General features: G+C 31.1%; 19 protein-coding genes and 1 tRNA gene. 16 read left to right on the forward strand and 4 right to left on the reverse strand.

The genetic code is table 11. The features are described 5' to 3' along the window. Positions 1-277 precede the first annotated feature (277 nt). From ACVC3Y_RS16575 to ACVC3Y_RS16595, 5 genes are all read left to right on the forward strand, one after another. On the forward strand, positions 278-2470 hold the full coding sequence (locus tag ACVC3Y_RS16575) for a tetratricopeptide repeat-containing sensor histidine kinase (protein WP_452227503.1): 2193 nt from the start codon (positions 278-280) through the stop codon (positions 2468-2470). Beyond that, positions 2470-3207 carry a LytR/AlgR family response regulator transcription factor gene (locus ACVC3Y_RS16580; protein ID WP_452227504.1) on the forward strand — a complete coding sequence of 246 codons (738 nt, stop codon included), beginning with the start codon at positions 2470-2472 and terminating at the stop codon, positions 3205-3207. The genes ACVC3Y_RS16575 and ACVC3Y_RS16580 overlap by 1 nt, the downstream gene beginning before the upstream one ends. Positions 3208-3373: 166 nt before the next feature. After that, on the forward strand, positions 3374-3943 hold the full coding sequence (locus tag ACVC3Y_RS16585) for a hypothetical protein (protein WP_452227505.1): 570 nt from the start codon (positions 3374-3376) through the stop codon (positions 3941-3943). Between the two features lie 49 nt (positions 3944-3992). Beyond that, a complete protein-coding gene (locus ACVC3Y_RS16590) occupies positions 3993-5357 on the forward strand; it encodes a leucine-rich repeat protein (RefSeq protein WP_452227506.1) in 1365 nt (454 codons plus the stop codon). 525 nt (positions 5358-5882) lie between these two features. After that, on the forward strand, positions 5883-8018 hold the full coding sequence (locus ACVC3Y_RS16595) for a tail fiber domain-containing protein (RefSeq protein WP_452227507.1): 2136 nt from the start codon (positions 5883-5885) through the stop codon (positions 8016-8018). Positions 8019-8817: 799 nt separating this feature from the next. Here the strand turns inward: ACVC3Y_RS16595 and ACVC3Y_RS16600 are convergent. Continuing rightward, positions 8818-8893: transfer RNA gene (locus ACVC3Y_RS16600), tRNA-Phe, on the reverse strand. Positions 8894-9084: 191 nt separating this feature from the next. On the opposite strand from ACVC3Y_RS16600, the gene ACVC3Y_RS16605 reads away from it, so the two are divergent. The 7 genes from ACVC3Y_RS16605 (at position 9085) to ACVC3Y_RS16635 (ending at position 16826) form a co-directional block, all read left to right on the forward strand. After that, positions 9085-9813, forward strand: coding sequence for a type III pantothenate kinase (locus ACVC3Y_RS16605; RefSeq protein WP_452227508.1), 729 nt, complete (start codon positions 9085-9087; stop codon positions 9811-9813). Further along, entirely contained in the window at positions 9813-11120 is a 1308-nt protein-coding gene (locus ACVC3Y_RS16610; RefSeq protein WP_303420456.1) for a hypothetical protein, read from the forward strand. Before ACVC3Y_RS16605 ends, ACVC3Y_RS16610 begins: the two co-directional genes overlap by 1 nt. A 19-nt stretch (positions 11121-11139) precedes the next feature. Next, on the forward strand, positions 11140-12471 hold the full coding sequence (locus tag ACVC3Y_RS16615; RefSeq protein ID WP_452227509.1) for a hypothetical protein: 1332 nt from the start codon (positions 11140-11142) through the stop codon (positions 12469-12471). Next, positions 12471-13022, forward strand: coding sequence for an LPS export ABC transporter periplasmic protein LptC (lptC, locus tag ACVC3Y_RS16620; RefSeq protein WP_452227510.1), 552 nt, complete (start codon positions 12471-12473; stop codon positions 13020-13022). Before ACVC3Y_RS16615 ends, lptC begins: the two co-directional genes overlap by 1 nt. A gap of 43 nt (positions 13023-13065) precedes the next feature. Then, positions 13066-13260 (forward strand): hypothetical protein, encoded by a 195-nt coding sequence (locus tag ACVC3Y_RS16625; RefSeq protein ID WP_303420450.1) that lies wholly within the window; start codon positions 13066-13068, stop codon positions 13258-13260. Next, positions 13260-14549 carry a hemolysin family protein gene (locus ACVC3Y_RS16630; RefSeq protein ID WP_452227511.1) on the forward strand — a complete coding sequence of 430 codons (1290 nt, stop codon included), beginning with the start codon at positions 13260-13262 and terminating at the stop codon, positions 14547-14549. The genes ACVC3Y_RS16625 and ACVC3Y_RS16630 overlap by 1 nt, the downstream gene beginning before the upstream one ends. 153 nt (positions 14550-14702) lie before the next feature. Further along, entirely contained in the window at positions 14703-16826 is a 2124-nt protein-coding gene (locus ACVC3Y_RS16635; RefSeq protein WP_452227512.1) for a peptidylprolyl isomerase, read from the forward strand. 134 nt (positions 16827-16960) lie between these two features. Here ACVC3Y_RS16635 and ACVC3Y_RS16640 read toward each other — a convergent pair whose 3' ends face one another. The 3 genes from ACVC3Y_RS16640 to ACVC3Y_RS16650 all read right to left on the reverse strand — a co-directional run bounded on the left by ACVC3Y_RS16640 (position 16961) and on the right by ACVC3Y_RS16650 (position 20014). After that, a complete protein-coding gene (locus ACVC3Y_RS16640; RefSeq protein WP_303420444.1) occupies positions 16961-17596 on the reverse strand; it encodes a hypothetical protein in 636 nt (211 codons plus the stop codon). A gap of 166 nt (positions 17597-17762) precedes the next feature. Beyond that, a complete protein-coding gene (locus ACVC3Y_RS16645; RefSeq protein ID WP_303420442.1) occupies positions 17763-18719 on the reverse strand; it encodes a GYDIA family GHMP kinase in 957 nt (318 codons plus the stop codon). Positions 18720-18721: 2 nt separating this feature from the next. Next, positions 18722-20014 (reverse strand): hydroxymethylglutaryl-CoA reductase, degradative, encoded by a 1293-nt coding sequence (locus ACVC3Y_RS16650; RefSeq protein WP_303420439.1) that lies wholly within the window; start codon positions 20012-20014, stop codon positions 18722-18724. A 190-nt stretch (positions 20015-20204) separates the two neighbouring features. Between ACVC3Y_RS16650 and ACVC3Y_RS16655 the strand changes: the two genes are divergently transcribed. The 4 genes from ACVC3Y_RS16655 to ACVC3Y_RS16670 all read left to right on the forward strand — a co-directional run bounded on the left by ACVC3Y_RS16655 (position 20205) and on the right by ACVC3Y_RS16670 (position 26539). Then, a complete protein-coding gene (locus tag ACVC3Y_RS16655) occupies positions 20205-22439 on the forward strand; it encodes a S9 family peptidase (protein ID WP_452227513.1) in 2235 nt (744 codons plus the stop codon). A 27-nt stretch (positions 22440-22466) separates the two neighbouring features. Then, on the forward strand, positions 22467-24056 hold the full coding sequence (locus tag ACVC3Y_RS16660) for a peptide MFS transporter (RefSeq protein WP_303420435.1): 1590 nt from the start codon (positions 22467-22469) through the stop codon (positions 24054-24056). A 42-nt stretch (positions 24057-24098) separates the two neighbouring features. Continuing rightward, entirely contained in the window at positions 24099-25880 is a 1782-nt protein-coding gene (locus ACVC3Y_RS16665; RefSeq protein WP_303420434.1) for a peptide MFS transporter, read from the forward strand. Between the two features lie 110 nt (positions 25881-25990). Beyond that, positions 25991-26539 carry a thioredoxin family protein gene (locus tag ACVC3Y_RS16670; protein ID WP_303420432.1) on the forward strand — a complete coding sequence of 183 codons (549 nt, stop codon included), beginning with the start codon at positions 25991-25993 and terminating at the stop codon, positions 26537-26539. Position 26540: the final 1 nt, after the last annotated feature.

A 26540-nucleotide genomic window follows, 5' to 3' on the forward strand; every position in this document is an offset into this window, starting at 1 on the left:
TATCCTGTGTATTTGTTTAATATAATCTCAAAATAAAAATACAGACCGTTTTAGAGTCGATTTGCAATAATCTTTCTCTCTTATGCGCTTATTAACTTAAACGCAGCACTTATATCTTGAACTCTTTCAAAAAAAGATTATCTATGTTTTAGTATAATTTATTAAGCTACTTTTGCTTTATTTGACATTTATTAAAAAGAGTTAAAACTACCATATATTAATGGTAGTATTCTTACTCTAAGAACAGGAAGTTATTAAAAAAATGTTATTCAGTTTTATGAAAATCAACAATTTATCTATTTTAACTTTTATCTCTTTCTTGTTTTTTTCAACAGCTATTTTTGCACAAGAATCAAAAATAGATAGTCTAAAAATTGAATTGCAAAATCATAAAGAGCGTGATACTACAAGGGTAGATGTTTTATACGATTTGGCATTTTTATGTTTTCGAAAAGACCTGAGTTTAACCAATTCCTATTTGAAAAAAGCAGAAATCATAAGTGATAGTCTAGACTATAAAAAAGGAAAAGCCAACGTTTTAAGTTTAAAGGGAATCCTAGCAAATCGAAAATCAAATTATGATAATGGTTTAGATTATTTTCAACAATCACTTCAAATATTTAAGTTTATTAATGATAAGAAAGGAATAGCTTCTTCTTATAACTCTATAGGAGTCACGCATTTGCAGCAATCTCAAAATAAAGAGGCCTTAAGTTATTTAAAAAAATCATTGGCTATATATGAAGAGATACATGACAAAAAAAAACTAGTAGCAGGTTATATGAATTTAGGAAGTGTTAATTCAAGCCTAGGAAACTATCTAGAAGCGATTTCATACTATAAAAAAGCATTAGCAGTTAGCAAAGAAATAAATCATGAATATGGTGTGCCTTATGCATTAAGTAATTTAGGGAAGGTTTATAAAAAACAAGGAAATATAGCTATTGCTTTAGATTATTATAGTGAAGGGTTGTACTATAAAGAAAAATTAGGAGATACTCTTGGTATGTCAATTTCAATGAATGATTTAGGTAGTATGTATAGATCTATTGGAAACTTTGATAAAGCACTAGAATACCATAATAAGTCTTTAAATTTTGCATTAAAACTGGAAAACAAAGGCATTATAGCAATAAATAAAGAAAACATTGGACTTATATACAAGCGTAAAAAAGAGTATGAAAAAGCATTAAAATATATGTACGAATCTTTGAAAATAAGCCAAGAAATCAAAGATGTAGGGCAAGAATCTGTTTGTTTAACCAACATTGGAGAAGTTAATTTATTACTTAAAAAACCCTTAATAGCGCGTGAGAATTTTGAGAAATCGAATGTTATAAGTTTAGAAAATGGAGAGCAGTACGTTACAATTAGTAATTATTTAGGTCTTTCAGAAAGTTATTTAGATGAAAAGCAATATAAAAAGGCATTGTCTTTTGCATGGAAAGGCAAGAAAATTGCAGACGAATTAAACCTTTATGATTCGCAGCATAAAGCTTTAGAACTACTTTCTAATATCTATAAAAATACAGGTGACTATAAAAAAGCATTATCGAGTTATCAGCAATTTAAAATATTAAGTGATAGTCTTTTAAGTAAAAAAAGTGTTGAGAAAATCACGCAATTAGAGTACGAGTATAAATACAAGCAAGAATTAGAGTTAGCTAGTTTTAGAGAATTAAAACTGACTAAAACAGTAACAGCTACTACTAAAGATTTAGAAAAGTCAAAACAAAATTATCTTTGGGCAATTATTGGTGCTCTCTTGGTTTCAATATTATTAGGTTCTATTATATTCTATCAAAAATTTAGAAACGAAAAATCAAAAACACAAAATATAGTAATTGAGCAAAAATTATTACGCTCACAAATGACACCACATTTTATCTTTAATTCACTTTCTGTTTTACAAGGTATGATTTTAAATAAAGAAGAAAAGAAGTCTATTTTATATCTCTCTAAATTTTCAAAATTACTTCGCATTACGTTAGAAAATTCAAGAGACAAAACGGTGCCGTTATATGAAGAACTAACAGCGATAAACAACTATTTAGAACTTCAAAATTTAGAAGCTAGTCAATCGTATCAATATACAATATTAGTAGACGAAAGTATCGATGAGTCTTTATTAGAAATACCACCAATGCTTGTACAGCCCTTTATTGAAAATGCTATAGAACACGGTTTTAAAGATAAAAAAGATAATAGGAAAATTGATCTTCAACTTAAATATTTAAATAAACAACTAATTTGTACTATTACAGATAATGGGATTGGGGTTGATTCCTTTGTAGAAAATAAAAAGCAGCACAAAAAATCATTATCCACTACTATTACTTCAGAACGAATAAAAATGTTATCTAAAGATTTTAAAATGAAGGGTTCTGTTACTATTGAAGATAGACAAAAATATAAGGAGCAAGGTACTATCGTTACTTTAATAATTCCTTACAAAATAATTGTAGCATAATGAAAGCACTAATAGTAGAAGATAAAGCATATATTAGAAAAGGATTACTTAATTTATTACAATTAACAGACACTAAAGTCGAAGTAATAGGTGAATGTGAATCTGTAAAAGATGCTGTTGTAGTTGCAAATTCTTGTAAGCCAGAGTTGATTTTTTTAGATATTAACCTTACAGATGGTACTGGATTTGATTTTTTAGCCCAAACAGAAAACCTAGCCTTTAAAGTTATTTTTATTACTGCTTATGAAGAATTCGCTATTCAAGCCTTAAAAATAGGCGCTGTAGATTATCTATTGAAACCTGTAGATGTAGAAGAACTTCAAATAGCCTTACAAAAAGTTTCTACATTACCTATTGTAGAACAAAAGCAACAAATAAAAATGGTGAAAGAGGTTTGGAATAATGAAGATTCTAAATTAATATTGTCTCTGCACGATAGTTTTCAAGTTATAGATTTAAATGAATTACTATATTGTGAAACCGACAAAGGATATACTACTTTCTATTGTGGCAATAATAAAAAATATTTAGTTTCAAAAACGTTAAAGGAATTTGAAGAACGACTTTCTGCTGCTAATTTTACACGTCCACATCAATCGTTTATGGTCAACTTAAAATTCATAGATAAATATGATAAATCTGGTGTTATTCATTTGAAAAATGGAAAAAAAATACCTGTGTCTTCTCGAAAAAAAGAAGGTTTTTTAGCTACCTTTTTAAACTGGAATAACAACTAAATTCTTGCCCTTTTACAGATATTTCTTCAAGTATCGCACTTATTTATTCTAAAGCTTAGAAAATAGATTCCCTATTTTCTACCTCTTTTTTGCTACGTACTTTTATTGTTGTTAAAAATAAAGTCATTATAGAAACTATGATGGCTAATAAACTAAAAACACTAAAATGAAAGTATTAAAACTTACAGTAATAGTAGCATTTTCAATAATAATACTCCAGTCTTGTGGAGGAAATTCGGCAAAACAACCAGCAACAGCAAATGGTTTTTTAGAAATACAAAAAAACATTAAAAATGAATTTGGGGATGATGCCTATTACACAGATTTAACAATTACCTACAATAAATCCTTAGGGAATATTATAGGTGTTACGGTAACTAAAGATCCTGTTTCTTTAAAAATGGGACAGTGGAATCAAACAAAAGGCATTTGGAAACAAAACCAAGAGATCTCTCTAGAAGTGCCACAAGGTACACAAGCTTCAGATTTTATGTTTCAGTTAGATGAAAATATTAATCTCTCAATATTAGGCGAATTAGCAGAAAAAGCTACTGGACAATTAAAAACCGATAAGAATATTGAAAACCCAACATTATCTATGGCTTTTATAAAATTCCCAAAAAACGGAGACGTATCGAAAACGGAATATACAGTAATGTTAAAGCCGGAAAACGGAGGGACTACATTTACTTTTAAACAAGGAATAAATGATAATTCTATAAAAATAGATTACTAACATTAAAAACCAAAACTCACTTTAAACTTTAATTTAAAACTAAAAAATTATGAAAAAAATACTTCTTGTTTTAACTGCTTTATTTATATCTATAATAGGGCATTCGCAAACATTTACAGCTCTTGATAATAACAGCAATACTTTAGAGTTTGATATAACAACTGCAACAACTGTTGACGTAATAGATTATGTTTCTGGCGGAACAGATATAGATATACCTTCAACAATTGACAACCCTAATGATGGTATAACATACAGTGTTACTGGTATTGGAAACTTTGCACTTCAAAATAATAATTTAACAAGTGTTACCATTCCGGATAGTGTTACCTTTATTGGTGAAAATGCTTTTGTTGCAAATCTTCAATTAACTTGTGTTATTTCTGAAGCAACAATACCACCTGTAATTTTTACAGGAGGTGGTACTGATTCTTTTGGTGCTTCATATCGTAGTAATATAAATTTATCTATACCATCTGGCACAGCAAGTGCATATGCAGCTGCAACATGGGCAGGTTTCAATAGTGTTGCAGAAGGACTTAATGCAACTTTTACAGTAGATTATATTACCTATCAAATTAATGGGAATAACGAAGTCACTGTTACAGGATACAATACAGCAGGTGTTACTTCAGTAAATATACCAGATATTGTTGCTCGTGGTTGTATAAGTTATAATGTTACTAATATTGGTAATAATGCTTTTAATGGTAGTGGTTTAACGAATGTTGTTATTCCAGATGGTATTATTAATATTGGTACTGCAGCTTTCGCTTTTAATAATTTACAGAGTCTTGTAATCCCTGATAGTGTTCTTGTTATCGGTGATGGTGCTTTTGCTCAAAATAACAATCTAAATAATGTTGTAATAGGTAATAGTGTTACAAGTATTGGTGATGCTGCTTTTCGTCAGGCTAATTTTACTAGTATTACAATACCAGATAGTGTTTTAAATATTGGTTTATTAGCTTTTATGGACGTTGGCTTAACCGATGTAACTTCTCTAGCGACTACACCTCCAACAATAATTACAGGTACAAATGATACTTTTGGAAGCATTATTGCTCGTGGTGATATTAATCTACACATACCACCAAATACTACTGGAGCATACGTAACAGATGCTGGAGCCTTGTGGACAGATTTTTTGGTTGTTACTGAAGATGCAGGCTTAAGTGTTTCCGATTTTGAGTTGATGAATGATATAAAAATAATTACTAGGGCTAATGACCTAAAAGTAATTTCACCTGATAGTGTAAGATTAGAAAACTATACCATTTATAATATTTCTGGAGCAAAGGTAAAAACAGGTAAAGAGCTTATTATATCAACAAACACATTATCTAATGGTATCTATATTTTGAAATTAGATTTTAATGAAGGTATAATTACTAAAAAAGTCATTATTAACTAGTCTCAATATTATATTCAAACAAGAAAGGGTATAAAACCATTTTTTATTTTTTAATAGAAGCGGTTTTATATCAGTAATCTTTAAACCAAAACCAATGAAAAACGGAATAGGAATTAAAAACGAGTATAATTCAGTAGATAAGCTTAGAGGTTTCTTAGAAAAAATCAATTTACAAATGTTCTGAAACTTATGACGAATGTGTTTGAGAACAGATGCCAGCGGTCAGAGGATAGCATACGTTATTTTAAAAAAAAATAAGCAATGGATGCTATTAAGGCTTTTTTTATAAATGAAAAACTATAAAAATAAATCACATTATATCAAGCAAAATAATGAATGTTTACTTAGGAAAAAATATAAAATGCACTAAAATATAATAGATATTGCTACTGGTGTTATAAAGCAAACGTTGCTAGTTGGTTCTCAAAAAAAAAGTATTTAGAGGATTGGAACAACTTGTTTTAAGAGCGGCTTCATAAAAATCTTTAAAAAAAGTGTTTAAATTTTAAATAACCTGTATTGTTTATGAAAACCCTTCAAATGAATTTTTCTCTTATAACGCTTTTATTGAGTGTTATGTCCTATGCACAAGTAGGTATAGGAACTACTAATCCTAATGCTACTTTAGATATACAATCTTCAAATCAAGTAACACCAGCAAATAATGATGGTGTTTTAATACCAAAAATAGATAATTTTCCAAGTGTTAATCCAACTATAAACCAAAATGGAATGCTTGTTTTTGTTACAGGTAATGGCGTGCCATATAAAGGGTTTTACTATTGGGACAATGTAGCAACTTCTTGGGTTATAATCACTGGAACTTCTAATAGTGGCGGTAACACCTTAAATGAAGCCTATGATCAAGGAGGGTTAGGCTTAGGTAAAAGTATAGAAGCTACAGATGGTGCTGTGCTTATTAATGGAGAAGATGGTTTTTTGGTAACAGGATCTTTTGGCACAGGAAACACTATAGATGCCGAAGTAACTGGTAGTGGTACACGCATGTTCTTTAATCCTAATAAAGCGGCATTTAGAGCAGGTAGAGTCTTAGGTAATTCATGGAATGATATTAATATTGGGGAAAACTCTACAGCTTTCGGTGTAAATACTGTAGCTTCTGGTCAAAACTCAACAGCTTTTGGTTTTGGTACTATGGCTTCTGGAGATAACTCACTAGCTTTTGGTAATAACACAATAGCTTCTGGAGTTAGTTCAACAGCTTTTGGATTAGGTACAACAGCTTCTCAAAATGGATCAACAGCTTTTGGTGATTATGCTAATGCTTCGGGTAATTATGCTACCGCTTTTGGAGCTGTTACTACTGCCTCTGGTGACTATTCAACAGCTTTCGGTTATTTTACTACTGCTTCCGGTGACTATTCGACAGTTTTTGGCGATTTTAATACTGCTTCTAATATTTATTCAACAGCTTTTGGGTTTTTTAATGAGGCTTCTGGATATAGTTCAACTGCCTTTGGTCAAGGAAATTTGGCTTCAGGTTCTAACACAATTGCTTTTGGCTTAAATACAGCGGCTTCTGGTGCTGTATCGATTGCTTTTGGTACAAGTTCCCATGCGATTGGAGATTTCTCATTCGCCATAGGTGGTGGAGCTCAATCCATAGGGTCTAATTCATATTCAATTGGTCAAGGAACACAATCTACTGGAGCAGGTTCAATGGCATTTGGAGCAGGAACTCAATCTAATGGGTTATTTTCGATGGCTTTTGGTTTAGGAACAACAACACATTCTTATGGAGAAACTACTTTTGGCACATACAACACGACTTATACACCTGTTAATAATACGAACCTTTTTATTTATAGTCCTACAGACAGACTTTTTACTATTGGTAATGGCTTAGGTCCAGCTACTAGTAGTAATGCACTTACTATATATAAAAGTGGTTTAATGAATATTAATGATGAATATGATATGCCACTTACAGATGGGACAGCTAACCAAGTCATGACAACAAATGGTGCTGGCGTGGTAAGTTTTCAAGATGCTAGTAGCTTAAGCGGAAACACCTTAGGACAAGCTTATAACGAAGGAGGTTTTGGCTTTGGTAGAATAATAAATGCGAATAATGGACCTGTTGAGATTCATGATAGTGGTGGGTTTATTGTGCAAAGTGCCAATCAAACGCATATGTTGTTTGTAGATGGTGTTAATGATGCTATTGGTATAAACACAGCTGTTACTACAGCAGATTTATCTGTAAATGGTACAGCAAACAAATCTGGCGGTGGAACATGGGCAGTGTTTTCAGATTTACGTTTAAAAGAAAATGTTAGCAATTATAAAGAAGGATTAGAGTTGATTACAAAAATTAGACCTGTTAATTTTTCTTATAATACTAAAATGCGAAAGATTTTTGGAAATAATCAGGTAATTAAAAACAAAATATATCAAGGTGTTATAGCGCAAGAATTAAAGATAATTGCACCAGATATGGTAAGGGAGATTTCTTTTGAATCTGAAAAGTTTTTAGAAGTAGATCCTAATAAGTTTACTTATGCGCTTATTAATGCTGTGCAAGAACAACAAGATGAAATTGAACAACAAAGCGCTAAAATTAAAAAGTTAGAAGATCAGCTTAAAAAGCTACAAAACGAAATTGAAGCTATTAGAGTGTTTTTAAAAAAAAACTCATGAATTACGATTTGCTAAATAAGCGCTATACCAAAATTTACCATCATCTACCAAATAGTTCTCCAGTAATAAATAATCTTCAAACTTGAAAAATAGTTTTATCTTTTTTTAATTTATTACTGTGCGTAAATTTAGCTCTCTTAACTTGTCGTAAATTGGTGTAATATTGAGTTTATTGGATTTAATTAATTCAAAGAAGGATTTTAAGAAATTGGTAAAATCATTTTTTTTTTTTTCAACTTAAGTCTTCGGTTTTAGCATGATTTAGCCCTGAAACATTTAATTCGGTATTAGCTAATGTGAATATATTTTGCTTTTAATTAAATCGCTGTTCAAAGTTAATAGCGGATGTTTATGAGTGTCTAAATATCTAATTGTAATTAAGAAGTACAGTTCCTTAAAATTACTCAATTCCTCATTGAATCAATATTCAAAATTTAATGTTTCAATCGGTTTTCTAGTGATTTCTATGTCATCAAAATTACCAATGCCCTGTTCTTTGTTTTTTGTAGAATATAGGCTAATTAGAGATTCCTATTCTTCATCTTTTGGAAATTTTGAATTGTATTCTTCCATATAGTTTTTTGTAGGTTAAGGAAAAAGTTTAAAAAAGCAATTGTATATGTAGAAGTCATCACAACAGAGGAGGGTTAAGTGAGGTTTTTTTGAACATTTCCCAGACTTCATATATTGGTTTTCCGATTTTGAAAACAGATGATTAATTTCCTTAAAAGACATATTAACACATTCTTAAGCGTCTATTAAAACCAAAAAACCCGAACGTATAGTTCGGGTTTTTTTATGGTGGTGCCTCCAGGAATCGAACCAGGGACACATGGATTTTCAGTCCATTGCTCTACCAACTGAGCTAAGGCACCAGTAGCATAAAAATGCGAGTGCAAATATAGATACCTTTTTGTTATTCGCAAAGGAAAATTTGTAAAATTTTTTATTGAATGCTTATTATTTTATAAACCAGACTTCTAGAAAGAAGATAAATTCATATTTAAAAGAAAAATAGAATATTCTTTATCATGTATTTTGTAAATTTGATGCTTTTATAAAAAGTATGAACTTAGTCATTGATGTTGGAAACTCTTTTGTGAAAATCGCTGTTTTTCAAGGAGATAAGTTGATTGGTCTTCTTAAAGTTAAAAACATAGAGGTTTTAAAAAGTTTAAGAGCTGTTAGAAAAAAATATAAAAACATGGAGAAAGCTATTTTTTCTTCGGTTGGAAAATTAAGAAAAACAGATATTAATTATCTTGAAAAATATTACGATACATTATTATTAAATCACGAAACAAGAGTTCCTTTTACAAATTTATATAGTACACCTAAAACTTTAGGAATAGATAGAATTGCTTTAGTAAGTGCTTCTGTACAGCAATTTCCAGATAAAAATGTGCTAATTATAGATGCTGGAACATGTATCACATTTGATTTTATTACCAATAACAACGAATATTTAGGAGGTGCAATTTCTCCAGGAATACGTATGCGTTATAAAGCACTGCATCATTTTACCGCAAATCTACCGTTATTAGTAACAAAGGAGCCAAAAAATATTGTTGGAGATACTACAGCAGCTTCAATGCACTCTGGAGTAGTGGAAGGAGTTTTGCTCGAAATTGATGGAGCAATTCAGGAATATAAGTTGAAATATCCTGATTTAACAATTATTTTAACAGGAGGAGACGCTAATTTTTTGTCTAAACAATTAAAAAGTAGCATATTTGCCAACTCTAATTTCCTTTTAGAGGGATTAAATTTTATTTTACAATATAATACACACTAATGATAAAAAAACTGGTTATAGTTTTTATTGCTTTTTTTGCAATTCAAAGTTTCGCTCAAGAAGGTACTTCTTCTCCATATTCATTTTATGGAATAGGTAGTCTAAAGTTTAAAGGTACAGTAGAAAACAGAAGTATGGGTGGGCTAAGTATTTATACAGATAGTACACATGTCAATTTAAGAAATCCAGCCTCTTATGGTGGAGACGATTTAAGTATATATAATAACGAAGGTAGACCAATGACTTTTTCTGTTGGTGGTGGGCACACATCAACCAAACTGAAAAATGCTTCAGATAGTGATCGAACTTCCACTTCCACTTTCGATTATATTGCAATTTCGTTGCCTTTAGGTAAGTTAGGTGTTGGTTTTGGGTTAATGCCTTATACTTCCGTTGGTTATAAATTAGAAAATTATGGAGATGATGGTATATCCACAAAGTACAAAGGGGAAGGTGGTGTAAATAAAACCTATTTTTCTGCCGGATATCAAATAACAAAGGACTTAAGTTTTGGTGTGGATCTACAGTATAACTTTGGAAACATTGAAGGAAGTACTGTGGAGTATGTTTATAATGATGGAGATCTTGTGCAATACCAAACAAGAGAAGATAATAGATCAGATCTAAGTGGTTTAAGTTACAATTTAGGTGTTTCCTATAAAACCAAGCTAAATAAGAACTTGGAATTGGTTTCGGGAGTAACTTTTTCACCTAAAAGTGATTTGAAATCTAAAAACCAAAGAGCAATAAATACAATTACTATAGATGCTAGTACAGAACAAGAATTTGTAATAAATACGCTGGAAGTTAATTTACAAGAAGCAGATCTAAAAGAAACCGATTTAGTAATACCAGCTAAGTTTTCTTTTGGTGTTGGTTTAGGACAACCAAGAAAATGGTTTGTAGGTGTAGAAAGTGTTTTTCAAGAAACAAGTAAATTTAGTAATGCACTTTATGCTTCGTCAAGTGCGGAAACTACTTATGAAAATGCGAATACTTTTTCATTTGGTGGTTTTTATATTCCAGATTACAATGCCTATAGATCGTATTTAAAACGTGTGGTTTATCGTGCTGGATTTCGAACAGAAAAGACTGGTTTAGTAATAAATGGAGAGTCTATAAATGAGTTTGGCATATCTTTTGGAGTAGGGTTACCAGTTGGAAACATATTATCTAATGCAAACTTAGGTTTTGAGATTGGTAAACGAGGAACAACCGATAAAAATTTAATTCAAGAGAATTTTATTAATTTCCAATTAAGTTTATCTTTGAACGATAGATGGTTTCAAAAAAGCAAATACGATTAACAGCATTAAAAAATTAAAGATGATGAAAACGAAAATTACACTATTAGCACTCTTATTTTTAGGACTTGGCTTTGGCTTTGCACAAAACGAAGAAGCAATGACAAAACTTTCTATCTTTCACGAATATGTGAAAGCTAAAAACTATGATGCAGCTTATGGTCCTTGGATGGAAGTACGTACTAAATATCCAAAGTTTAACAACGCAATCCCTGTGGATGGACAAAAAATATTAGAACATAAAATTGAAAACTCTACAGGAGCAGAAAAAGTAGCATTTATTAACGACCTTTTAAAACTTTGGGATGAGAAGTTAGAAAACTTTCCAAGTAAAACTAAAGTGGGGGATTTATTATCAGATAAAGCACAGTTAATGTACGACTACAAAACCGAATTAGGTTTAAGTGATGAAGAAATATATAATGCTTTCGATAAAGCATATACAACAGATTTAAAAACGTTTAAAAATGCTAAATCTTTATATACTTACTTTTCTTTAATGGTAGATTTATATGATGGCGGAAAGAAAACAGCACAAGAACTATTTAATAAATACGATGATGTTGTAGATAAAATAGATACCGAAGTTAAAAACAATTCTGAAGGTTTAAATAAATTAATGGCCAAAGAAGAAGCTGGAACTCCATTAACTAAAAAAGATGGTCAGTACAAAAGATACTATGAAAGTTCATTAAAAGCTTTCGATCAAATATCAGGAAGTGTAGATTCTAAATTAGGGGATAGAGCAAACTGTGAAAACCTTATTCCTTTATACCAAAAAGATTATGAGCAAAACAAAAACGACGGTGTTTGGCTACAAAGAGCAATGAACAAGTTGTACGAAAAAGGATGTAAAGAAGATCCAATGTTTGTTAAAGTTGTAAAACAAAAAAATAGTATTGAGCCTAACGCAAAAACATCGTACTATTTATACTTAATAACAGGTGAACAACAATACTTTGACCAAACGTTACAGTTAGAAACAGATCCTTTTAGAAAAGCAAAACTATATAATACTATTGCTAGAGATTTTAAACAAAAAGGAAGCTATGGTAAAGCAAGAGAGTTCTTTATGAAGTCTTTACAAGCTAACCCATCAGATAAAAAACCTTACGAACAAATTGCTAGAATGTATGCAGCAAGTGCAAACAGTTGTGGAGATACAAACTTTAATAAAAGAGCTGTATTTTGGTTGGCTGCTGCCGAAGCAAGAAAAGCAGGAAGTAGTAGCTTAGCTGCTAATTATGAAGCAAAAGCACCAAGTAAATCAGAGATTTTTTCTGCAGGTAAAGCTGGACAATCTATTAGTATTGGATGTTGGATTGGTAGAACTGTAAAGGTGCCAAGCATATAATGCGAAACAAAAATTTATATATAAAAACATTAGTCACAGTATTTACTGTGACTTTGTTTTTTTCATGTAAAAGCAATTTTAATGAAGTGCAAAAAATTGGTGTTTCAGAAGATCAACCAATTGGTATTGCAGAAGATATAAATTTAAAATATACCGATTCTGGTAGAGTAACAGCAAATCTTATTAGCCCGAAAATGCTAGACTTTACGAATCGAAATTTTGGTTTTAATGAATTCCCAGATGGTGTTATTTTGCACCTGTATGACGATCTAAATCAAAAAAGTACCGTTATAGCAGATTATGCTATTTCTTATAAAGAAACCAATCTTATAGACTTACAAGGTAATGTGGTAGTGACTTCGCACAAAAAGGACACGTTATTTGCAGAGCAATTGTATTACGATCAAACCAAAGAATGGCTCTTTACAAACAAACCAGTAACCTTTAGACAAGGTAGAGATCTTATCAATGGAAATGGTTTTGATTCCGATTCCGAATTTAAACAAGCACAAGTGTTAGAAATAGATGGTGTCATCACACTTGAGGAATAATACCTATCTTTGCAATAAATAACTTTCAACCAAAATAACATAAATGAAAACCGCTAAGTTTTTTCAATACATATACTTGTTTTTTGCAGCATTGTTTTTGTATGATGCAGTAACTAATTGGAGTATAGATAGAAATAGAACCTATATATCTTTAGCTTTTACAGCTTTAGCTATTTTTATGTTTTTCTTTCGTAAAAAATTTAATAAAAAATTCGAAGACAATAATAACGCTAAATAATGAGTGTTTACATTGTTATTATAATTGTTTGTTTATTGCTTTCCGCCTTCTTTTCTGGAATGGAAATCGCCTATGTATCTTCTAATAAAATACATATAGAAATTGAAAAAAAACAAGACGGATTTTTAGCAAAAATACTTTCAAAGCTTACCGTTAAACCTTCCAAGTTTATAGCAACCATGCTTATTGGTAATAATATTGCATTGGTAGTTTATGGTTTTTTTATGGGGGATTTGTTAGTCAATTGGTTTCAATCTATGTTGCCATCTAATAACAGTATAATAAATTATTTGTTTGTAGATTTTAATTTGTTTACCCAAACAATAATTTCAACCATTGTAATTCTTATAACTGCTGAATTTTTACCTAAAGTATTCTTTCAAATATATGCCAATTCTCTCCTTAAAATATTGGCTTTCCCTGCCTATATTTTTTATGTGTTGTTTACTTTTATTTCCGATTTTGTACTTTGGATTTCCGATTTTGTTCTTAAGAAATTCTTTAAAACCGAAGGAGATCAAGTGCAACTAGCCTTTACTAAAATAGAACTAGGTAATTATATTAGCGAGCAAATGGAATCTGTAGAAGAGCATGATGAGATAGATACCGAAATACAAATTTTTCAAAATGCTTTAGAGTTTTCTGAAGTGAAATCTAGAGAAGTAATGGTTCCAAGAACCGAAATTATAGCTGTAGAAATTCAGGAATCTATTAAAAATCTCAATACCATTTTTACAGAAACAGGATGCTCTAAAATCTTAGTATATAAAGAAAATATTGATGATATTTTAGGCTACGTACACTCTTTTGAGTTGTTTAAAAAACCTAAAAACTTAAAATCGATACTGCTTCCAGTAGAGTTTGTGCCAGAAACCATGCTAATAAATGATGTGCTTAATGTGTTGATTAAAAAACGTAAAAGTATAGCGGTTGTATTAGATGAATATGGAGGAACTTCTGGAATTATGACTGTTGAAGATATTGTTGAAGAACTCTTTGGTGAAATTGAAGACGAACATGATACTGTTGTTTTAATAGAAGAGAAATTAGATGAAAATAATTTTAAATTTTCAGCAAGAATAGAAGTAGACTACATTAATGAGACCTTTAAAATTAATTTGCCCGATGAAGAAAACTATGAAACTTTAGGAGGATTAATAGTAGCGCATACTGAAGAAATTCCGCAAAAAAATGAAATAGTAATTATTGAGAATTTCCAGTTTACTATCTTAGAAGTTTCAAACACAAAAATAGATTTGGTAGCGCTTAAAATACTTGACGAAGACTAGCCTTTAATTACTGTTTGCAATAAACAGTTCTCTTTTTTTAGCTTCAATTTCATCTTCATCTTCAACTTCACTTCATTTTATTGAAATAACCTTTTATTATTAAATAGAAAATGGTATTTTCGCGCACTATATTGAATAAAATTTATACCAAAAATGGCAATTTTAAATAACATTAGAAAACAATCCTTAGTACTAATTGCAGTAATCGCATTAGCATTATTCTCATTTGTATTAGCAGATTTGTTTAGAAACAGTGATGCACTTACAGCAAAATCGCAAAATGTTGTCGCTACAATTAACGGCAAAGACATTACACGAGAAGATTTTATGCAAAAAGTAGAAGCGATGCAACGCCAAATGGGTGGAAACGGAACTAGTACACAGGCGATGAACAACGTTTGGAACCAAGAAGTTCGTCAAGCGGTAATGCAAACACAATTTGATGCATTAGGTTTTACAGTAGAAAAAGACCAAATGCGAGATTTGTTAAAAACAAGTTTAGCTAATAATGCAGATTTTCAAAATGAAGCTGGCCTTTTTGATGAAAATAAAATGAATGAATATATTGCGAACTTAAAGGAAACGTCTTCAATAGCATACCAACAATGGATTGATTATGAAGAAGGAGTTGCTGCTAATGCACTTAACCAGAACTATGTTAATATGGTTAAAGCAGGAATGGTAGGTACACTTGCAGAAGGAGAATTACAACATAAATTAGAAGGAGACCAAGTAGATATTAAATTTATTCAAGTACCTTTCTCTTCTATAGTAGATAGTACAATTACTGTTTCTAATAGTGATATCACAGCTTACATGAACAGTCATGTAAAACAATACACTGTAGAAGCTTCTAGAAATATAAACTATGTACAGTTTAATGAAGTGGCATCTCTTGAAGATGAAAACGCTATTCAACAAAACCTAAAAAATCTTTTAAAAGATCAGGTTGTATATAATGAAGTAACTAAAAGAAATGATACCGTTTTAAGTTTTGTAAAAGCAAAAGATAATGAAGCTTTTGTAAATGCAAATTCAGACATTAAATTCGATAATCGTTTTATTAAAAAAACAGATTTACCTGCAGCTGTTGCTGATAGTATTTTTAATTTAAATGCAGGTGAAGTATTTGGTCCTTATAAAGATGCAAATAACTTTAAATTATCTAAAGTTGTTGCAGTAAAACAAATGCCAGATTCAGTAAAAGCAAGACATATATTATTACCATTTATTGGTTCTCGTTCTGCAACCGCAGAAACAGTGCAAACAAAAGAACAAGCAAAAGTTACTGCCGATAGTATAATGAACGTTGTTAAGTCTTCGCCATCTAAGTTTGTTAGCTTGTTAGATTTTTCAGCAGATACAGTAAGTAATGAAAAAGAAGGAGTTCTGGATTGGTTTACGTATAACGCTATGGTTCCAGAATTTAGAGATTTTACTTTTGAAAATAGTAAAGGAGACTTTGGTGTGGTAGAAACAGTATTCGGATATCATATTATTGAAATATTAGGACAGAAAAATATGCAACGTACTATTAAGGTTGCTACAATTGCAAGAAAAATTGAGCCTAGTGAAGCTACAATTTCTAAAGTGTTTAGAGATGCTGCTAGTTTTGAAAACGCAGTTGCAAATGGTGTATTTCAAGATGTAGCTAAAGAAAATAATTATACTGTACGTCCAGTAGATGGTATTAAGGTTTTAGATGAGAATATCCCTGGTTTAAATAGCCAAAGAGCAATAGTTCGTTGGGCTTTTGAAGAAGATGCAGAAATTGGAGATATTAAAAAATTCCCAATATCTAATGGTTTTGCTGTAGTACAATTAACTGCTAAAAACAAAGCAGGATTAATGAATACACAAAACGCATCTGTAACTGCTTTGCCAGCAATTCGTAAAGCTAAAAAAGCAGATATGATTAAAAGTAGAATTTCTGCAACAACATTAGAAGATCTTGCTAGCGCAGAAGGACAAACCATTAGAACTGCTTTAGCAGTAAACATGAAAACTCCTACAGTTACAGGAGTGGGTAGAGAACCTAAAGTTGTTGGTGCTGCTTTTGGATTAAAGGAAGGTGAAACTTCTAAATTAATTGTTGGTGAAAATGGTGTGTACATGGTACAGGTAACTAAAGCTACTCCAGCAGTTGAGCTAGCAAACTACCAAGCTTTTGCAAACCAAGTAGGACAACAAAAACAAACGGAAGTAGATTCTAGGTTATATACCGCTTTAAAAGATGCTTCAAATATTGAAGATAACAGAGCAAATACAGTTCAGTAGTAAAAGCTAGAACATTAAAAATATAAAGCCCTTTTAGAGAAATCTAAAAGGGCTTTTTTTATTACTAATCTCGGGTTTAAATCGTATTTCTTGGAGTAATGATTGCTAATGGTATTAAATTCGGTTTTAGAGAACTAATTCAATTTCCTTTTCCAATATAGTATGTAAATGGTTCCAAGAATAGAAGGCAAGATCCAAGAAAGGATACTTCCAAGACCTAAACCGGCAACTATAAAAGCGGTTATAGATGCTATAAACGCTCCAATCATCTTTCCTATATGATTGCGTAGCCAACCATTTTTGAGTGCTTTAAAGTTTTTGTAGAACATAAAATCCTTTATCGTTAATAGTAGTCCGAAACCTCCAAAAAACATAAACAGTATAAAAGCAGTCTTTCCTAATAGTAGACCATAAGCACCAAATGAAATCATTGCAATAGAAAGGAGTAGCATACTTCCAGAAATTGTTTTATCTAAACCATTTGCTGATAGCTTGCTTTTGGATTTAAAAGTCAGTATTTGGTTTCCTGAAATCACTAAGTAGATGGTGAATAAGCCGATAAGACAAAGAAAAGTGTTTTCGTGATTTGGTATAAAAGTAATAGGGATAGAAATTAAGGAGCTAGTTATCATTCCAATGGAAAATAGTTTTCCCATTCTTTTGTGCGGAATACTTCCTTTCTTGACTATAATACTTCCTATTCCGGAAATTAATCCTAATCCGCCAAAAAAGGCATGTATATAAATAAATATTTTAATTGTTTCTTCCATGATACCTTATTTGTTTTAACAATGTAAAATTAGGAATATAACAAAGAGTCCTCAAAAGCAAATTTCTGAAGTGTCGTTTTTTTGGGATAAGTCGTAAGCAAACGGGTTTATATTAAAATATACTCTTTTGTCATGCGGAAGGAGATTCAGCATCTAATACTAACATTTAATAAATATTAGAAACCATTTCATCAAACCTTAAAATAGTATCAAAACCTTTATTCTTAAAGTAATCTGTTGGATTGGTTTTAGAACTCACTAAAACAAAATCCCCTCCCCATGCACCAAGACTTTTTATGCTTCCGTTAAAGTCTTTAAAAAGTATTTCTTTAACTGGTTTTAAACGTATTATTTTAGAAATGATTTGCTCATGCCGATCTATAAGTGCGTTAAACTTTTTAAGCGTTTTGCAGGTGATAATACTTTGGGTGATTTTATTTATTTCGCTAATAGCTTCTTTTAGATTTGAATTGTTTTTTTTGTAATGGGCAATGCCGTCTCTACTGTTTTGCTTTTGGTTTAAATGCACAAAATATAAATGCTCTTTAAATAGCGGATTAAAAATTATAGGGGTTATTATACGACTGTGCTTTTGATTTTTTATACTATCTAGAGTCTCTTTTGTGTTATGTAGTTGGTAGGTAATTGTAGATTCATTTTGTGCACAAGCAATATCATAACCGCTACCTCCAAAAGTTTTTTCTAATAGTTGGTATGCATCCACATTTGCCCAATTCGAAATGTTATTTATTAAAGTAGAAGAAGTGCCAAGTCCCCAGTTTTTTGGAAACTCCAAATGTGTTGCGATTTGATACCCTTTTTTATCTTTTAAAAATTCAGTATTTAGTGTTTTTGCAGCTTGTAGTATTTGTATGAGTCGCTTAGAAACTGCACTGTCTTTTGTTGTGTGTTGAGAAATTATATTGTTTTCTAATATAAATGTTGCTTCAAACCAAATGTTCCCTTTTTGGTCTATACTTTTCCATATGATTTTCTGTTCCTCTAGGGCTTCAATAGTTAAGCTTTGGCCAAAAGCTGTTGGTACAGCAAGAGCTAAAGCGCCATCAAGCACTACATATTCACCTGTAAGTAATAATTTTCCGCTGCTGTAATAATTTTTCACCTTTAATTTTTTTCTCTTAACGCATTAAACGCTTCAACAACAGCGCTATGAGTGACGCTATTTGTTTTAAAATGGTTTACAAGTGTTTCTTTTTCAAAATCGGTAGCTTCCATTTGGTTCAATATATTCATTAAGTGCATTTTCATATGCCCTTCTTGTATTCCTGTAGTGGTTAAAGAGCGCAATGCGGCAAAGTTTTGTGCTAATCCAGCAACTGCAACAATCTGCATTAATTCTTTAGCACTTGGTTTGTGTAAAAGCTCTAACGCTAATTTTACTAAAGGATGTAAATTGGTTAAACCACCAACAGTTCCTAAAGCTAGAGGTATTTCCATCCAAAAAGTAAATACATCATTTTCAATGGTAGCATGTGTTAAGCTACTATATTTTCCATTTCTAGCTGCATATGCATGAACACCAGCTTCCACTGCTCTAAAATCATTACCAGTGGCAAGTACAACAGCATCGATCCCATTCATAATGCCCTTGTTGTGTGTAACTGCTCGATAAGGTTCAACTTCCGCAATAGCTACTGCTTGTACAAATTTTTCGGCATTAAAATCATCTTTTGGTAAATCTGCGACTTTACAGCTTACTTCTGCGCGAACCAAACAGTCTGGAACGTAATTAGACAGAATACTCATTACAATCTCGATGTTGTCTTGTAAATGATTTTCTGCTGCAGCTTTAAACGTTTTTGAGAACTGTTCTAAACACGAATTAATAAAATTTGCTCCCATTGCATCTTGTGTTTCAAAAGTTGCATGTAGTTGATAATAACCAGAAATAGCTTCGGTTTTATCTTTCAAAATAATATCTAAAATACCACCACCACGTTTTTCCATATTCTTTGTGATTGGTTTGGCATCTGCAATAAGTTGGCTTTTTACAGTATTAAAAAAAGTTTCTAAAATATTGTAGTCACCAGAATACATAAAATGTACTTGTCCAATTTTAGTTGTAGAAAGCACCTTAGTTTTAAAGCCTCCACGTGCTAACCAAAACTTGGCCGATTTACTAGCAGCAGCAACTACAGAGCTTTCTTCAATAGCCATTGGTATTGTGTGCATTTTATCATTTATTAAAAAATTAGGCGCGACACCAAATGGTAAATAATAGTTGGTTATCGTGTTTTCAATAAATTCATCATGTAAGTTTTGTAGCGATATATTGGTGTTCCAATATTGCTTAATAATTTTTTTAGCTTCTTCTTTATTCGAAAAATAGGTTTCTACAATCCAATCTATTTTTTTAGATTTAGATAATTTAGAAAAACCAGAAATAGGTGCACTCATGTACTGTGTTTTAAAAAGACAAAGATAGTATTCCCTTTTTTAATGGTTTTCATTTAAGTAACTTAAGTTTTTATGGTATAAAATTTAACCGTTTTTAAGTGTTTTTTACTTTAATTTACTGTTAATATTTAGGGTTTTTTGCTTAATTTTTAGTAAACTTGACATTCATTTGATAAAATCATTATTTTCAATGCGAACTTTTAAATTCTTCCTATTAAGTTGTTTTTTATTTACAGCAATTTCTTCTACAGCACAAACCAAAAATATTTCTTTAGAAGATATCTGGAATGGTACTTTTAGAGCCGAAAGAATGGATGCTTTACACTCTATGAAAAACGGACAACAATATTCTGTTTTAAATTTTGATAGAGTTTCTAGAACTACAACTATCGATGTTTACGATTATAAAACACTTAGTAAAGTAAATACTTTGGTAAACTCTGCGAATTTAGATAAGATACCTTATTTTTCAGACTATACCTTTAGTCAAGATGAAAGTAAAATTATTTTAGCTACTGAAGTAGAATCTATTTTTAGACGATCGACTTTAGGTTTGTTCTATGTTTATGATACAAAAGATACTTCGGTTACATTAATTGCGGAAGAAAAAATACAAGAACCAACATTTTCTCCAGATGCAACTAAAGTGGCTTATGGTTTAAATAATAATTTATTTGTGAAGAATTTAGTTACAGGTGAAACTACCCAAATCACTTTTGATGGCGAAAAAAATAAAATTATTAATGGTATTACCGATTGGGTTTACGAAGAAGAATTTGGTTTTGTTCGTGCTTTCGAATGGAATGCATCTAGTGATAGATTAGCATTTATAAGATTTGATGAAACAGAGGTTCCAGAGTTTTCTATGGATGTCTATGGATCTGCTTTATACCAAACACAACAAGTTTTTAAATACCCGAAAGCAGGAGAGGAGAATGCTATGGTTTCCTTACATTTATATGATTTAAAATCCAAGACAGCTTCTCCTGTAAAATTAGATAAAACATACAATGATTTCTATATTCCAAGAATAAAATGGACAAATGATGCCGATGTGCTTAGTGCGCAATATATGAATAGACATCAAAGTGAATTAGATCTTTGGATGATTAATGCTAAAAAAGGTACAGCAAATTTAGTGCTATCCGAAAAAGACAAAGCATATGTTGATGTAACTGATAATCTAACTTTTTTAAAGGATGATAGTTTTATTTGGACTAGCGAAAAAGATGGATATAATCACATTTATCATTACGATAAAAATGGAAAACTAATCAATCAAATAACAAAAGGGAATTGGGAAGTAACCAATTATTATGGTTTTGATGAAAAAACAAATACTATTTATTATCAATCTGTTGAAAATGGTTCTATAAATCGAGATGTGTATAAAATTGATTTAAAAGGAACTAATAAAACACGATTAACCAAAAGCACAGGCACAAATAATGCTTCGTTTAGTGCAGATTTCACCTATTTTATTAATACATTCTCTAACGCAACAACACCTCCGGAATATACATTAAACAATGCTACAACAGGAAACTTGGTGAAAAGCATAAAAGATAATGATGCACTCTCTAAAAAAGTATTGGAGTATACAACCTCTAAAAAAGAGTTTTCTACTTTAAGTGTAAATGGAAATGATTTAAACATGTGGATGATTAAACCAGCAGATTTCGATGAGAATAAACAATATCCATTATTTATGTATCAATATTCTGGACCAGGTTCACAACAAGTTGCAAATCGTTGGAATGGTGCAAACGATTATTGGTACCAACATCTTGCACAACAAGGGTATATTGTAGTTTGTGTGGACGGAAGAGGAACTGGTTTTAAAGGAGCAGATTTTAAAAAAGTAACACAAAACGAACTTGGTAAGTATGAAGTAGAAGACCAAATTGAGGCTGCAAAATTATTAGGGACTAGATCATATATTGATGCAAGTCGAATAGGTATTTGGGGATGGAGTTATGGTGGTTTTATGAGTAGTAATGCACTTTTTAAAGGGAATGATGTATTTAAAATGGCAATTGCAGTTGCACCTGTAACAAGTTGGCGCTTTTACGATTCTATTTATACAGAGCGTTATATGACTACACCACAGGAAAATGCAAGTGGTTACGATGAAAATTCACCAATCAATCATGTAGATAAACTAAAAGGCGATTTTCTTTTAATTCATGGTTCTGGTGATGATAACGTGCATTTACAAAATACCATGCGAATGGTAGAAGCTTTAATACAAGCAGATAAACAATTTGAATGGATGGTATATCCAGACAAAAATCATGGTATTTATGGAGGAAATACTAGACTACACTTGTATAAAAAAATGACGAACTTTATTAATGACAAACTTGGAGATAAATTGCCAATTCAGGAAAGTAAAGAACAGCAAAAAGTAAAGATTAAAGGGTAAACTTATTAACTAACTAACTAATATAACATGGAATTTAAATTTGGAGGCTCTGCAGAGAATCAAAAAACAGTTTTAGGACATCCTTCAGGGTTGTTTGTACTATTTTTCACAGAAATGTGGGAACGTTTCTCTTATTACGGAATGAGAGCTTTACTCGTATTATTTTTAGTGTCAACCATAATTGATGGTGGCTGGGAATGGAGTAGAGCAGACGCACTTGTGCTTTATGGCTGGTATACCGGATTGGTTTACCTAACACCAATAATTGGAGGTTTTATAGCCGATAAATTTATGGGGTATAGAAAAGCAGTTGTTCTTGGAGCGTTTATTATGACAGTAGGACATGCATCGATGGCCTTAGAAGGAATTACTTCTATGTTTTTCTACGCTGGATTATCTTGTTTAATTATTGGGAACGGTTTTTTTAAACCAAATATCTCTTCCATGGTAGGACAATTATATAAAACACAAGGAAAAGAGAAAGATGGTGGTTATACCATTTTCTATATGGGAATCAACGCAGGAGCATTTTTAGGTATCCTTTTATGTGGTTACATTGGAGAGAATATAGGATGGCATTATGGTTTTGGATTAGCTGGAATATTTATGTTTTTAGGAATGTTGCAGTTTTATTTTACGCAAAAGATTTTTGGAAAAATAGGATTGTCACCTAAAATGGCAGAGGGTTTTGAAGATACCTTAGAACATAGTGTTGAAAAATTAGAAGAAAATATTGAAGAAGTTCTTGATGAAGCAGAAAACTCTAAAGTAGTTCGAGATAGAATGTTTGTTATAGGAGTCTTTTCTTTATTTGTAGTTTTTTTCTGGTGGGCTTTTGAACAAGCAGGAGGTTCAATGACCGTTTTTGCTGCAGATTATACTGATAGAGCACTAATAGGTAGTGCCGCGATGACTTTTAAAATTGTCAATACGATAATAACCATTGTGCCAATGTTAGTAATAACTTGGGTTTTAGCAATGTTATTTAAACAAACTTTCGCTAAATATTCATTAGCTAATATCTTATTAGGACTTAGTTTTGTAATTATTTGGGCAATTGTAATTTGGATGCTAAATAGAGAATTCCAATCGGATGCAACAGAAGTTCCAGCTTCATGGTTCTCTGTATTGAACTCCCTATTCATTATTTTATTTGCACCTTTGTTTTCTAAACTTTGGGAAAGTAAATTAAACCCTTCTGGCCCTGTTAAGTTTGCTATTGGTTTACTTTTAGTAGGTTTAGGATTTGGTGTTTTGGCTTATGGAGCTTCTGCAATTCCAGATGGAGCAAAAACAGCTTCAGTAAGTTTAATGTTTTTAGTTATAGCTTATTTTTTACATACCATGGGAGAGCTATGTGTGTCTCCAGTAGGTCTGTCTTATGTAAGTAAATTAGCGCCAGTTAAATTAGTTAGTTTAATGTTTGGTATTTGGTTTACAGCTAATTTTTTCGCTAATCTTTTGGGTGGATTAACAGGTAGTTTCATTGATCCAATTTCTGAAGAATATGGGTTGTCAACTTTCTTTTTAATATTTACAATCATTCCAATTGCTGCCGCATTAATAATGTTATTATTAAATCCGATGCTTAAAAGAAAAATGCATGGAATTGAGTAGTAATAGAATATTTTTATAAGCGAACTAACTAAACTATAATAAATGAATACAGATATTGAAAATCTTTTTAAAGATAAAGTAATTGGACATCCAGCTGGATTGTTTGTACTGTTTTTTACCGAAATGTGGGAACGCTTTTCGTTTTACGGAATGAAAATATTATTAGTTCTTTTTCTTACAGCTCCTTTTTTAAGCGATAACCCTGGTTGGGAATGGTCTAGAGAAAATGCTTTAGCATTAATTGGAACATACTCTTCATTACTTTATTTAACACCAATAGTTGGTGGATGGGTTGCAGATAAAATTACAGGATATAAATGGGCAGTTATTATAGGTTGTTTTATTATGATGCTAGGTCATGCTGCAATGGTTTTTGAAACTACGATATCTTTATACATTGGATTAGCATTATTAGTTATTGGTACAGGTTTCTTTAAGCCTAATGTGACTTCTATGATTTCTGAAATGTATAAAGGAAAAGAATCTAAAAAAGATGGTGCTTACACTATTTTTTATATGGGAGTTAATGCTGGTGCCTTCTTCGGGATGATGCTTTGTGGTTACCTTGCAGAAAATATTGGTTGGAGTTATGGTTTCGGATTGGCAGGAATATTTATGCTTGGTGGTTTAATTCAATTTTGGTTAGCTAAAGATCTATTTGGGCAAATTGGCGAAAAACCCTCTAGAATTCATGAAGTAGAATTACCTCAAAATATAAATGAAGAAAGTCCTAAGGAACATGATGTTCAAGCTGCAGTTAAACGGAACCCTTTTACATCTGTAGATAAAATATTAATAGTGCTTTCTGCTATAGGAGGTGTTTTGTATTTATTTAATGATCCAATGTCTAAAATTGGAAATGTTAACTTATTAAACTTTAGTGTTGGTGATATGGATGGTTCTAATGTAACCATACTAACTGCTTTGGTTTTATTTTTATATTTAATAATAACTAGAATTTCTAGATATACAAAAGTAATAAGAGATAAGATTATTGCTGTTTCTATATTCGGAATATTTACCGTGTTTTTCTTTGCAGCTTTTGAGCAGTCTTTAGGTTCTATGACTTTATTTGCTCGAGATTATACCGACAGAGTCCTTACGGGTTCCTCTGCAAGTGTGTTTAAAATAATCGATACCATACTAACTATAGTTCCTTTGGCAATTATTACTTGGGTTTTAGTTTTGTTATTCAAAAAAACAGCTTCTAAAATTTTAATGTCTAATGTGGTTTTAGGATTAACTTTTGTATTTCTTTGGGCTGTTGTTTTTTATAAAATTAATAATGAGTTTAGCAAAGAAGCAACCGAGGTTGGAGCATCTTGGTTTGGTATTTTAAACTCTTTCTTTATTATTACACTTGCTCCTTTGTTTTCTAAATGGTGGGAAAGTAAATACAATCCAAGTGTTGCTATGAAATACGGAATAGGCTTAATACTATTAGGTTTGGGATTCGGTGTTTTAGTATTTGGTACCTTAGGAATTGCACCAGGAGCAAAAACAGCTTCTGTAAGCATGATGTTTTTAATATTTGCATACCTACTACATACTATGGGCGAACTTTGTATATCACCAGTTGGTCTATCTTATTTGAGCAAATTAGTGCCAGGAAGAATGATTGGTTTTATGTTTGGTATTTGGTATTTAGCTATTGCCATTGGTAATAAAGCAGCTGGTTCTATGGGAGGAATGATTGATAAAATTACAGAACAGTACTCTTTAAGTACTTTCTTTTTAATATTTACACTTGTCCCTGCTGCTGTAGGAGTTGTTTCTATGCTATTAAATCCACTATTAAAGAAACTAATGCATGGCGTAAAATAATTATATTAATACCTCATTAAAAAGAGGTGTTTTTTTATTTTTTGTAATTTTGGAATAGTAATTGAGACTATTCTTCTAGAAAAAAATCTCATACAATTATTTATATAAAAATGAAAAATTTAGCACTTACACTTTTAATAGCAGTTTTTACCATTGGTTCGGTTGCTGCTCAAGAAATTAATTGGGTCACTTTTGAGCAAGCTTTAGAGCTTCAAAAGAAAAAACCTAAAAAAATTATGATAGACATGTACACCGAATGGTGTGGGCCATGTAAAATGTTAGATAAAAATACGTTTCAAAACAAAGAAGTTGCCGCCTATGTAAATGAAAATTTCTACGCAGTAAAGTTTAATGCAGAAGGAAATGCGGTTGCTAACTATAAAGGAAAAGAATACACCAATCCTAATTATGATCCAGCAAAAGCTAAACGCCGTAACAGTGCGCATCAATTAGCTAGATTTTTTCAAGTGAATGCATATCCTACAATTGTTTATTTAGATGAAAAAGCAGAAGTAATTGCTCCTATTAAAGGGTACCAAAAACCAGATCAAATAGAATTGTATTTAAAAATGTTTGCTAATGATGATTATAAAGAGTTAACAACACAAGATGCATTTAACGAATACTATTTAGCGTTTAAGCCAACATTTAAAGGATAAA

Source organism: Lacinutrix cladophorae (genome assembly GCF_053604645.1).

Coding starts and splice junctions, on each gene's coding strand:
- ACVC3Y_RS16575 (WP_452227503.1), top strand. CDS start 278: ATGAAAATCAACAATTTATCTATTTTAACTTTTATCTCTTTCTTGTTT.
- ACVC3Y_RS16580 (WP_452227504.1), top strand. CDS start 2,470: ATGAAAGCACTAATAGTAGAAGATAAAGCATATATTAGAAAAGGATTA.
- ACVC3Y_RS16585 (WP_452227505.1), top strand. CDS start 3,374: ATGAAAGTATTAAAACTTACAGTAATAGTAGCATTTTCAATAATAATA.
- ACVC3Y_RS16590 (WP_452227506.1), top strand. CDS start 3,993: ATGAAAAAAATACTTCTTGTTTTAACTGCTTTATTTATATCTATAATA.
- ACVC3Y_RS16595 (WP_452227507.1), top strand. CDS start 5,883: ATGAAAACCCTTCAAATGAATTTTTCTCTTATAACGCTTTTATTGAGT.
- ACVC3Y_RS16605 (WP_452227508.1), top strand. CDS start 9,085: ATGAACTTAGTCATTGATGTTGGAAACTCTTTTGTGAAAATCGCTGTT.
- ACVC3Y_RS16610 (WP_303420456.1), top strand. CDS start 9,813: ATGATAAAAAAACTGGTTATAGTTTTTATTGCTTTTTTTGCAATTCAA.
- ACVC3Y_RS16615 (WP_452227509.1), top strand. CDS start 11,140: ATGATGAAAACGAAAATTACACTATTAGCACTCTTATTTTTAGGACTT.
- lptC (WP_452227510.1), top strand. CDS start 12,471: ATGCGAAACAAAAATTTATATATAAAAACATTAGTCACAGTATTTACT.
- ACVC3Y_RS16625 (WP_303420450.1), top strand. CDS start 13,066: ATGAAAACCGCTAAGTTTTTTCAATACATATACTTGTTTTTTGCAGCA.
- ACVC3Y_RS16630 (WP_452227511.1), top strand. CDS start 13,260: ATGAGTGTTTACATTGTTATTATAATTGTTTGTTTATTGCTTTCCGCC.
- ACVC3Y_RS16635 (WP_452227512.1), top strand. CDS start 14,703: ATGGCAATTTTAAATAACATTAGAAAACAATCCTTAGTACTAATTGCA.
- ACVC3Y_RS16640 (WP_303420444.1), bottom strand. CDS start 17,596: ATGGAAGAAACAATTAAAATATTTATTTATATACATGCCTTTTTTGGC.
- ACVC3Y_RS16650 (WP_303420439.1), bottom strand. CDS start 20,014: ATGAGTGCACCTATTTCTGGTTTTTCTAAATTATCTAAATCTAAAAAA.
- ACVC3Y_RS16655 (WP_452227513.1), top strand. CDS start 20,205: ATGCGAACTTTTAAATTCTTCCTATTAAGTTGTTTTTTATTTACAGCA.
- ACVC3Y_RS16660 (WP_303420435.1), top strand. CDS start 22,467: ATGGAATTTAAATTTGGAGGCTCTGCAGAGAATCAAAAAACAGTTTTA.
- ACVC3Y_RS16665 (WP_303420434.1), top strand. CDS start 24,099: ATGAATACAGATATTGAAAATCTTTTTAAAGATAAAGTAATTGGACAT.
- ACVC3Y_RS16670 (WP_303420432.1), top strand. CDS start 25,991: ATGAAAAATTTAGCACTTACACTTTTAATAGCAGTTTTTACCATTGGT.